7 protein-coding genes are annotated in these 11,219 nt (G+C 58.1%); 3 read left to right on the top strand and 4 right to left on the bottom strand.

The features are described 5' to 3' along the window. Positions 1 to 488: 488 nt before the first annotated feature. Complete coding sequence (locus ACH518_RS19780) at positions 489 to 1,253, top strand: haloacid dehalogenase type II (protein ID WP_445371336.1); 765 nt, start codon at positions 489 to 491, stop codon at positions 1,251 to 1,253. A gap of 231 nt (positions 1,254 to 1,484) precedes the next feature. Next, positions 1,485 to 2,762, top strand: coding sequence for a H(+)/Cl(-) exchange transporter ClcA (gene clcA, locus ACH518_RS19775; protein ID WP_445371335.1), 1,278 nt, complete (start codon positions 1,485 to 1,487; stop codon positions 2,760 to 2,762). Between the two features lie 160 nt (positions 2,763 to 2,922). Here the strand turns inward: clcA and ACH518_RS19770 are convergent, their stop codons facing one another. Continuing rightward, on the bottom strand, positions 2,923 to 5,319 hold the full coding sequence (locus ACH518_RS19770) for a Lon protease family protein (protein ID WP_445371334.1): 2,397 nt from the start codon (positions 5,317 to 5,319) through the stop codon (positions 2,923 to 2,925). A 338-nt stretch (positions 5,320 to 5,657) separates the two neighbouring features. Here ACH518_RS19770 and ACH518_RS19765 point away from each other — a divergent pair, with 338 nt between their 5' ends. Continuing rightward, positions 5,658 to 6,692: an IS110 family transposase gene (locus ACH518_RS19765; protein ID WP_445370203.1), complete on the top strand. Its 1,035-nt coding sequence runs from the start codon at positions 5,658 to 5,660 to the stop codon at positions 6,690 to 6,692. 411 nt (positions 6,693 to 7,103) lie between these two features. Here the strand turns inward: ACH518_RS19765 and ACH518_RS19760 are convergent, their stop codons facing one another. From ACH518_RS19760 to ACH518_RS19750, 3 genes are all read right to left on the bottom strand, one after another. Then, positions 7,104 to 7,457 (bottom strand): hypothetical protein, encoded by a 354-nt coding sequence (locus ACH518_RS19760; RefSeq protein ID WP_445371333.1) that lies wholly within the window; start codon positions 7,455 to 7,457, stop codon positions 7,104 to 7,106. A gap of 432 nt (positions 7,458 to 7,889) precedes the next feature. Beyond that, positions 7,890 to 8,471: a hypothetical protein gene (locus ACH518_RS19755; protein WP_445371332.1), complete on the bottom strand. Its 582-nt coding sequence runs from the start codon at positions 8,469 to 8,471 to the stop codon at positions 7,890 to 7,892. Between the two features lie 61 nt (positions 8,472 to 8,532). Further along, positions 8,533 to 11,055: an ExeM/NucH family extracellular endonuclease gene (locus ACH518_RS19750; RefSeq protein WP_445371331.1), complete on the bottom strand. Its 2,523-nt coding sequence runs from the start codon at positions 11,053 to 11,055 to the stop codon at positions 8,533 to 8,535. Between the last annotated feature and the right edge of the window lie 164 nt (positions 11,056 to 11,219).

The raw sequence follows: 11,219 nt of genomic DNA, 5'->3' as shown, positions 1-11,219 counted from the left end.
TGGGTTCAAAATAACGCCGATTATCGGCCAAGCGCCGTGTTAGCGCCATTCACGAAAGTTTCGCGGCGGCGTGATAACTCCGTGAGATTTGGCCGATTAGGCCCAGGCTGGGCTTGGCCGTTGCCCGGTCGTTATCGCCGATCGCGTCCGCCAGCGGTAAATACCGCAATTTGGGCGGGCGGGCTCTGCAGACAATCGGCCGCTTGGCGGCGGTCGGCTGATCACAAAAACGTCAAATTCATTCGGGACAATGACTGTGTGCCGAACCGGTGTTAGGTTAGACGGGTGCTTGCTGCTTGACGGACATATCTGAAATCGTTTTTTTAAAAGGCTCCGGTTATCGCTGGTATTCCGTTGGTACCTTCTGCGGCATAAAGCCTGAGCCTGCCGCAGCCTTATGCGATGTTGCTTTTCGGTCGCCCTAACCAATGGCATAAAGGCGAACCGGTATATACGGGCCTTTTAAATTGTGATTTTGGAGAACTGCAATGCCGATGAACCGCCGCGAATTTCTGACCGTTTCCGGTAGCGTTGCCGCCGGCCTGATGTTGCCGAACCCGGTCCGGGCCGAAGCGGCGACCGGTATTAAAGCCGTCGCCTTCGACGGCTTTACCGTGTTCGATCCGCGGCCGATCGCGGCCTTGGCCGAAAGCCTGTTTCCCGGCCAAGGTCAGGCCCTGGCGCAAACCTGGCGCACCCGCCAGTTCGAATACACGTGGCTGCGTACCTTGATGGGAAATTACGTCGATTTTTGGCAAGTCACCGCGGAAGCCTTGGACTTTGCGGTCCGCCAACATCATCTGGAGCCAAGTGGCGAAAAACGCGACCGCTTGTTGCAAAGCTTTCTGACGTTGGAACCTTGGCCGGATGCGAAACACGCCTTGCTGCAAATGAAGGCCGCCGGCCTGCGGCTGGCGTTTTTATCCAATTTCACGGCAGCGATGCTGGACGCCTGCGTCAAGCATGCCGGCCTGGAGGGGGTTTTCGAAGCGCACCTGAGCACCGACCGGGTCCGCGCCTTCAAACCGGACCCGCGCGCCTATCAAATGGGGGTGGACGTCTTCGAACTGCCGCGCGCACAAATCGCCTTCGCCGCGTTCGGCGGCTGGGATGCGGCCGGGGCCAAAGCCTTCGGTTATCCGACTTTCTGGGTGAATCGGGTACAGGCGCCGCTGGAAAATCTGGGCGCGGCCGCCGACGCCTCCGGGAACTCTCTGCACGAGCTGGCTGTTTTCGTTAAACATTCGGCTTGAGTCGGTAGTCCCCGTCAGCCGGTTCATAGCCAACCAATATCGTTATGGTAACCCAGTGCTTCCGGATTAGTTTATAAAAATCAATTGGATAGTTCTTGGCGTGTGTCCGGTTGATATTTTGAGGCAAACATTGTTTGCCTCAAAATTAGCGGGTTCGTTAGAATCGGCCGGCATGTCAATCGACTTAAATTGGGAGGGCGTATCGAACATTCAAACCGACAAACGATTGGTGTGGCCGATGCGCATCGACACCGCATGCTGCCGCAGGCCCTGGCGGTGGGGGTAGGAGCCGGTTTCATTGCGGTCTGTTTTCGCTTGTCTCTGGATGGCGGTGAAGCCTACCGTCAGCAATTCCTGGACCACGTTGCAGGCCGGCACGAGTTGGGTGTCGTCGTTCTGTTCGGTATCGCTTTGGCCGCAATCGCCGTTGCCGCCGGCACGGTAAGTTTGCTGGCGCCGGAAACGGCCGGCAGCGGCGTCCCCCAATTGAAAGCGGATTTGGCAGCTAACCGGCGGCTGCGTTGGGTTCGTATTCTATTTGTCAAATTCTTCAGTACTTGGCTGGGCAACAGCGCCGGCCTGATTTTGGGGAGGGGCGGCCCCAGTGTGCAGATGGGGGCGGCGATAGGGCAGGGCTTGTCCCAACTTGGGTCGGGGAGAAGCCCGCGGGATTCCGCCATTTTGTTGGCGGCCGGCGGCGGCGCCGGTTTGGCGGCCGCTTTCAATGCGCCGTTATCCGGTCTGACCTTCGTTTTGGAAGAATTGGACAGGCGTTGCTCTACGTTGGAATTTTTCGTGGCGGCCGTGGCTTGTTTGTCCGCCGATATGGTTTGCCGAGCGTTGTTGGGCCAGGACGCGACGTTCCAGATTCCGTTCACCCCCGCACCGGCCTTAACCCAACTCAGTGCATTTTTGCCGCTGGGCGTTTGCGCCGGGCTGTTCGGCGCATTATTCAATTACCTGATGCTGCGCGGCCGCTCGCTGGCCGATCTGCGCGGTTGGCGGCGTTGGCTGTGGTGGGCGCTGCTGGCCGGGCTGGTGACCTTCACGGCCTTCCGTAGTCCTTTGCTGCTGGGCGGCGGCCAGGCCTTGATCGACCAACTGCTGAACCGGGACGGGTTTGCGTTGCAGATCGTCCTGGCCTATTGGTCGATTCGCTTCGGTTTGACCGTTGCCAGCGCAAACTCCGGCGCCGCCGGCGGCATCTTCATGCCGGTATTGGCGCTGGGGGCCTTGCTGGGCTGGACTTGCAGTTTGCTTATCGGTCCATTGTTGGACAACCCGGTCGATCCGCGCCTGTTTGCAACGGTCGGTATGGCCGCGTTTTTTACCGGCGTGGTGCAGGCGCCGCTGACGGCGATCGTGCTGATTATCGAATTGACCGGCAATTATGCGCTGATCCTGCCTTTGTTCGTCGCTTGTTTCATGGCGCTGCTGATTGCCGGCTGGTTGAAAACCTCGCCGATATACGATGCGCTGATGAAGAGCGCCGGCGGCCGGCGTTGGTAGCTTGATTTTCACGAAGGGGGGGCGTGGAATCCTACCGGATCGATTGATTTGCTATTGGCCGGCCTGTCTCGTCGGTTGCCGGAGGTGGTTGCCGAGTTGCCGCCGGAAACGATCGAAGGCGATACCCCTTCGCTCTGACCGGGTCGGTGCGGCCGGTAAACTATTTGCCGTCGCCTTTGCTGCCGAACTCTTTGATCGTATTGGTGAATTGCTTTAATTGGGCGTCGATGCGGCCGTTGAACGAGTCGGGCGGATAGGCGCCGGTGGCGTCGGCGGTGCCGACTTCGATGCCGCTCAACAATTCCATCGCTTCGTCGACCGTCGTGACCGGATAGATATGGAATTGCCCGGCCTGGGCGGCGTGGACCACGTCCCAGCGCAGCATCAGATGCGGCACGTTGCTGGTTGGAATGATCACGCCCTGGCTGCCGCTCAGGCCGCGAGCGGCGCAGATGTCGAAAAAGCCTTCGATTTTTTCGTTGACGCCGCCGATCGGTTGCACCTGGCCGAGTTGGTTGACGGAACCGGTCATCGCCAGATCCTGACGTAACGGCACTTGCGCCAAAGACGACAGGATCGCGCACAACTCCGCCAGCGACGCGCTGTCGCCTTCGACGTGGCCGTAGGATTGCTCGAACACCAGGCTGGCGGACAGCGAGAACGGGCTGTTGCGGGCGTAACGGGCGGCGATGAAGCTGGACAAGATCAGCACGCCCTTGGAATGGATCGCGCCGCCCAGTTCGGTTTCGCGTTCGATGTCGACCACCTTGCCGCTGCCCATCCGCGTCGTCGCCGTGATCCGCGACGGCTGGCCGAAGCTGAACTCGCCCAGTTGCAACACCGACAGGCCATTGATCTGGCCGGCGACGCGGCCCTCGGTGGCGATCATGATCGTGCCGCGGCGGATGGTTTCGTACAGCCGCTCGCGCAGTTGATCCAGCCGGTGGTTTTTCTGGTCGATGGCTTGCTGCACGTCGCTGTTGGCGATCGCGGTATGGCCGTTTTCGGCGGCCCAATAGTCGGCCTCGGCCAGCAGGTCGCGGATGCTGCGCAGATGGGTCAGCAGCTTCTCCGAGTCGTCGGCCAGCCGGGCGCTGTGTTCGATGATGCGCGCCACGGCCGGCCGGCTCAACGGCCGCAGCTGTTCGCGGCGGGCGATGGTGGCCAGCAAGCGGGCGTATTCCAACGTGTTGTGTTCGCGGTCGATATGGCTGGCAAAGTCGGCGGCAACCTTGAAATAATCGGCGAATTCCGGATCGTAGAAATTCAGCAGGTAATACAGCATCGGCTCGCCTAACAGCAAAACCTTGACGTCCAAAGGAATCGGTTCCGGTTCCAACGAGGTGGTGCTGATCAGGCTCAGCGCCCGTTCCAGCGATTCGATGCGGATCTCGCCGGCTTGCAGCGTGCGTTTCAGGGTTTCCCAGGCGTAGGGCTGCAACAGCAACTTGCGGGCGTCCAGGATCAGATAGCCGCCGTTGGCCTTGTGAAACGCGCCCGGCTTGATCATCGTGAAGTCGGTGACCAGCGAGCCCATTTGCGCCTGATGGTCGATGCGGCCGAGCAGGTTGGCGTAATTGGGCAAATCCTCGCACACCACCGGCGCGCAGCGTTTGTGGTTCAGGCTGACCATCAGGTTGACCCGGTAGCGCTTGAACGGCGCCGGTTCCTGCGGCAATTCCATGAAGGACAAAACCTTCTCGCTGTGTGGCATGAAGTCGCGGACATGGTCGATGATGTCCTGTTGCACCGCGCTCAGATAGTCCTGCACCGCCTGGTTTTTGGCGTATTTTTGCTTCAATTCGTCGATGGAATGGTGCACGGCCAATTCGGCGACTTCCCGGTTCAAGGCCTGGATCTTGCGCTTGGTTTGCTTACGCCATTGCGGAAATTTCTTCAGCGCATCCTGCACCTTTTCCTGCAAATCCAAGACTGTGTCGTGAAATTGGTGCTGGCGCTCCTTGTCCAGCTTGTTGAATTGGTCAGGGGTGTAGGGTTCGTTGTTGTCGTCGGCCGGCAGGAAGGCGTAGCCGTTCGGGGCCTCGGTGAAAATGATGTGGGCCTGTTCCGCTTCCTCGCGCAACTGGTTGATGGCTTCCTGCTCGCGTTGGCGCGATTCGTTTTCCAGCTCGCCGGCGCGCGAGCGGTACTCGTCGCCGTCGAAGGCGGCCGGGATGCCGACGCTGAGTTCGTCGATCAACTCGGCCATATCGTCCTGAAAGCCCTTGCCCTCGCCGGGCTCCAGCTGAATCGCCTTAGGCTTGGCCGGTTGGCTGAAGTTGTGCACGTAGCACCAATCCGCCGGCGGAGGTTGCCGGCAGGCTTCGTGCTCGGCCAGTTGTTTGATCGTGGTCATTTTGCCGGTGCCGTCCGGCGCCAGCGCGAAGATGTTGTAACCGCTCTTGTCGATGCGCAGGCCGAACTTGATCGCGGCCACGGCCCGGTCCTGCCCCAGCAGCGTGTCGACGTCGTCCAGTTCGTCGGTGGTGGTAAAGCTGAACTGCTCCAGCTGGCACGGTTTATAGAGTTGCGACGGCTCTAGCGGTTTGATGGTCATGGCCTGTGTTCCCCATCCGGTCTTGGCGCGGCGTTGGTGGCGGTCTATGCATTCGATCTGGCCCGGTCGAATACGGCAGCGATCCGGGCCGGAGCATGTTGCAGGATAAGCGGATTCAGGTCAAACGGAATGGCGGTGGGTTGGGGGGTGAGGACGGCGGTTGCGTATTTGCAATGTTGGTTTATGGCAATTTGGGTTGCGATTCGAGCGGTAGGGCAATGCCGCGCGAACACCGGCGCAATTTTGTAGGGCAATGGTATGGACTCCTCCCACCTAGCGGCATCGATGTACCAGAGGGGTAAAATTGAGTTACCCAACAAACGGAGGAGGAGTCCGAGATGAATATTAAACGCATAGGCCTTGATTTAGCAAAACAGGTGTTTCAATTACATGGCGTCGATAGTCACGAACAACCCGCGCTGAAGAAAAAGCTTAAGCGCGAGCAAATGCTGAGCTATTTTCGCGATATTCCGCCCTGTCTAATCGGTATGGAAGCCTGTAGCAGCGCCCACTATTGGGCTCGCGAACTGCAAAAGTTGGGTCACACCGTCAAATTGATTGCGTCGCAATTTGTTAAACCCTATGTCAAAGCCAACAAAAACGACGCCAATGATGCGGAAGCGGTATCGAGGCCGAGTATGCGCTTCGTTCCCATCAAGAGTTTGGCGCAGCAAGACTTACAGGCCACCCATCGGGTACGCAGCCAACTGGTGAGTCAGCGTACCGAAAAGGTCAATCAGATTCGCGGTCTACTGGCTGAATACGGAATGGTCGTCGGTCAACGCATCGAATGCTTGCGAAAAGCGCTGCCAGACTTATTGGAAGATGCCGAAAATCACTTGAGTAGTGACTTTAGAGTCTTGCTAGCAGGTCTTCGTCAAGACTTGCAGACGCTTGATGAACGTGTCAGGGCATTGGACAAACGGATTCAACAACAAGCCGACACCGATCCTGGCGCCAAGCGTTTGCTACAAATCCCCGGCATTGGCCCGATTACCGCCACCGCCTTGGTCAGTGGCGTGGGCGACGCCAAGCAATTCAAGCGAGGTCGTGACATGGCGGCCTGGCTAGGTTTGACGCCCGGACAGCACAGCAGTGGCGGCAAAGAACGGCTCTTGGGGATTAGCAAGCGTGGTGATGCTTATTTGAGAACCTTATTAATTCATGGTGCGCGAGCCGTCCTGAAAGTCGCCAGTCAAAAAGACGACCCACGCAGCCGCTGGCTGCAAAGTCTCAGCGAGCGGCGTAACAAAAACATCGCCACCGTGGCCTTGGCGAATAAAAATGCCCGAATTGCCTGGGCGTTATTAACCAAGAGCCTGGATTACCAGCCCACTGAAAACGGGCTGGCATCTGAATCGGCTTGTGCATGACAGCAAGCTGTCACGCCCAAACCGATTGAGATAAAAGAGCAATCCAACCGATTGCAGAGCTAGACCCTGATGGCAGCCGGTCGAACCGGCGTTTGCAAAACCTGATTATTGCGCTGTGCCCAAGAGCACGATAGGGCGATAAGGAGCAAACGCGCGAACAGCCCATTACGGCCCGAGCCAATTGCGCTCATTTACAGGCCGGATATACGTGTGCAGTCGTACCATCAACCAACAGGGGAAATGCTTGCAAAACGGGAGGAGTCCATATACGTATTAGCGATAGCGTAATACGCCGCATGATTAAAAGCCAACTTGCGGCGCAATACGGCTACGCCTATTGACGCCCTACGAATTGCGCCTTACGGCCTTCAAGTTGTGGCTTCGGCAAAATAGAAAGTAATGAAGTTGAGATCATTTTATCGGGAAAAGAGCCCATAGAAGAACAACGAGGAATAACAGTCGGCTTAGTAGATCAAATATGCGAATTCCCACGATAGTACGCCCCACATAACCATACCAGCGCCGCGAACAATTAAATGCAGATCGCCAATAACAAATCAGTCCGAAAAACATAAAAGCAAATTCAAGGACGCCCAAGGGAATTGAAACAGCGGGGTGCAGCTTGTATCCAAATGCAAACAGATTCGCAAACTCCAATTTGCTGCCAATTACCATTGCTAATATCCATGGTAATGCTGCAAGCAGTAGGAATGTAGGTAGAGCTTTTGCTTGGCCTTGCCATGCACTTCGTAGCCAATTCATCATGATATGCGCCTAACGTTGTAAGGGTGGGCACGGTTTTTGTGCCCACGCGGAATAGAATATATACCGTTGACGGTGGGCAGAAAAGCGCCGCCCACCCCAAGTATTTTTAATTCTTTACTAAATTTCGGGAGTGGTTTTCTCCCGTTATTCCGCCCCGAGCATCGGAGCTTTTGGCGAGAATAGCCCGCAGGGGCGCGGCAGGGATGCCGCGCGTTTTCGGAGGGCCAGGGATGGCCCTTCCGAAAACCCTCGGCAAAAGCGAGAAGCGCAGGATTAAGGCGGAATGTCGGGGCGCCTTTTCTTTGGATACTTTCTTTTGGCGACGCAAAAGAAAGTATCGCGGTTGTCGGTCCGCGAACCGACGTTAGAAAAAGCCGTCGCGTCAGCGACACCAAATTCTTCTAAGTGCATCTAGGCAGCTGGAACCCAATTCTAACCAAGTCTCCGCCGAATCCCACCAAAACTCACAACCAACCCACCAACAAACATAACCAAAGCCCCCGGCAACGGCACGGCCGTAATCTCAAAACCACGGCTGGCATTGATCGCTACCGGACCTTGGTTCAAAAAGATCAGACCTTGATTGAAGTCGGATAAATCGGATGCGATCGCCAACGTCACTTGGCCGGCCGCCAGCGCTTTGAAATGCAAAGTCGCCAGATTGAACGTCGATGCGGTCGAGGGGTTACTGCCGATGCCGGGAAACGCCGAGCCGGCGGCGTGCAGATTGACCAGCAAGCTGTCGTCGGAGAACAGCGGATTGATCGTGCTGCCTTGAAATTCCACCAGGCCCGAGATCGAGCTGGCGGTGTTCAAGCCGAAAGCCAACAGCTCGTCGCTGCTATCGGCCGCGAACAGATCGTGCACGACCACATCGATAGCGAATACATCGCCGACCCGGATTGAATCGGCAGCGGTTTCCAGGCTGAAGGAGAGGGTGGCTGCCTGGCAATGGGCCGTGGTCAGCAACAGGCTGGCGCCGCATAGCGCCAGAATACGAAGCAAGTTTTGCATATTGTGATCCTAAAAATTAATCAAGGCCGCCGGCAAACGGTTTGCCGGCGGCCAGCCGGAGTTATTGAGCGCGAATGGAGGCGGTATAGCTGTTGAAATGGCCGTACCAGATTCGATAATCGGCGTACGTCACGCAACCGCTCATGTCGTAATCCGCTTCGGCGTTAAACCCTGTCTTACCCACGCATTTCCCGATTTGAGCTTTAACCAGACCGGCGTCGCTGTTGTCGACATCGCCGTCGTTATCCAGATCGCCGGGGACGAACAGTTTGACCAGCAACGGATCGTGGTCGGATGAACGATAAGCATCCGCCGCGTAAAATCTGGTGACTTGATTGGCCGATTTGAACTCGGTGTTGTAATCCAGCGCGCGCGGTTCGTCGGCGTTGATGTGCCATTCGCTAGCACTTTTGACTTGCGGCGCTAGCGCGCTATTGGCCAGCGCATGGTCCAGATAACCGGCCGCGCCGTCGAACACGTAGCTGTAGGCTGCCCGATTGCCGATCATCGTTTCCAGCAGGTTGCGGTAGCCGGCGTTCTTCAGTGCGGTAATCGGGTCTTCCTGGGCATAGCTGTTCAGGTCGCCGACGATCAAGTTGTTGGCCGCGCCTTGCTGGGTCGGGTTGCCGGCCAGCCAGTTAGCCAGGGCTTGCGCGGCATCGGTGCGGGTTTGATTGCAGTTGCCCTGGCCGTCGCCGGTATCCGGGTCGTTGACGTCGTCGCAGGCTGAACCTTTGGATTTCAAATGGTTGACCGCGACCGTCAGCAGCTTGTTGGAGGCCTTGTCCAGAAAGGTTTGCGCCAAGGTGGGGCGGTTTTTGCTGTCGATGAATTGCGGGTTAACAGACGAATCCAGAATCGCCACCTTACCGGCCGCTGTGACTTTCGCCGGCTTATAAATGATGCCGACCGCGATTTCGTCCGTGCCGACTTTGCTCAGGCCCGGATTGACGAAGGCGTAGGTGCCGGCGCCGGCCAGTTGATTCAAGCCGTTGACCAGATCGGCGATGGTGCTGGTGCTGCCGTAGCCGTCGTTTTCGATTTCCATCAAGCCCACCACATCGGCATTCAAGGCATGGATGGCGGGAATGATTTTGGCGCGCTGGCGGTTGAATTCGGCCAAGGTATTGGCGCCGCGCGCGGTCGGGAAGCCGCCGCCGACACCGTTGCCGTTGAAGTAATTCAACACGTTGAAGCTGGCGACTTTCAACGAACCCAAACCGGTTGGTGCCGGGTTGGCCGGACGCGCGTTGCTGGCGGTAAACGCCAACGGTTGGGTCGGCTGCAAACGGTAGACGCCGAAATCGTAAGCCAACACGCCGGTGGCGCCGGTCACCGTATCGCCGGAGCGCAGGCTGTTGGCCGCGCTCAAGCCGGCCGGTTGCGGATAGATCACCGGATCGGGATTTTGCTGGTTGCTGCCGTCGTCGACCAACAATTGGTTCAATTCGTTTTGTGCAGCAACATCGTTGGCGGCTTGGCCGGGCGCAGCGACTTGGGTCGGCGTCCACAAACGGCCGCCGGACGACAACAGCAATTCGCCGTAACGGGCCAGATTGTAATTCTCGGTCACCGTCAGGGTTTGCGGTAGTTGTACCAGCATGCCTTCCCAACGTTCCGGGTCGTTATTGGCGTTGTCGAACGGCAGGTTGATGGTCACCGGCTCGGGCAGGGCGTTGCCGCTGGAACACACTTCAACAGAATTGACGTTTTCCAGCCGGGTCATGCCGAAGCTTTCGGCGACGCTGCCGACGATGTGGACCCGGTCGCCGGCGTTGACCGGCGTATTGGCCAGCACGAACAGGCCTTCGGAAGTGGCAGGATTGGCGTCGGCATCGCTGCCTTGTTGGACGAAGAAACCATTCAAATTGCCGCTGCCTTGAAAGTCGGCGCTGACCACGGCTTCGACGTGTTGCACCGTGCCGTTCAGCGGGCTGACGCCGCCGCTGCCCTGAATCGCGCTGATCAAGGTTGCCGGCTGGCCGCACTGTGACGTGGGCGGTGGCGGCGTAATGCCGCCGAAGGTTTGGCCGGCGTTGGGGTTGCCAAAGCTATTGGCCGCTGCCGTCGTCCAGGCAAAATCTTCATAGCTGCTGCCGGCGCCCTTTAATTGCAGGGACTGGCCTACGGCGACGCTCGACTCGCTGACGCCGATATCCACGCCGACTTTGCCGGCGGCTGGGCCGCCGACTGCGGTAAAGCTGCCTTCATAAGTTAAAAATTGTACGACCGTGCTGCCGTTGACCAGCGCAATGCCGTCCGGCGACCCGTTCTGGATACCGTCGGTCGGGTAACTGAAGCTCAGCGTGCCGAAGCCGGTGCCGGTCTGATCGGCAATGACGCCGCTCAGCGCTTTGGTGTTGTAACTGGCGCCGCCGTTGCCGTTGTACAGTACCAGCGACCAGCCGCTGAGGTTGGTGCCGGCCGGGCCGGCGATTTCGATGGCCTCGCCGGTGTCGGTTCCGGTGTTGTCGTAATGGATTTCGTTGATAAATACCGGGGTGGCGGCTTCGGCAGTAACCGAAGTGGCGAGTGCGCCTAGCGCCGCCAGCAGCGGCAAGCGGCTAAGTGGAGTTGCGATCATGGTCGGATAGTCTCTGTATGGCAATAACAGCGAACAGGCTTGGCGCCTGGCCGACTCGCAGAAAATCCCGCCGCTGGTTCAAGGGGGTAGCGCCGAGGCGGGACCGGTTGTAACAACCGATTCTGCAAGCCCGGTCGCATTTTGCGGGATAAGCCGGAGCCGCA

This window comes from Methylomonas sp. HW2-6 (assembly GCF_052474525.1).
The sequence above is the reverse complement of the archived record's forward strand: the minus strand, read 5'-3'. Positions and strand labels throughout refer to the sequence as shown.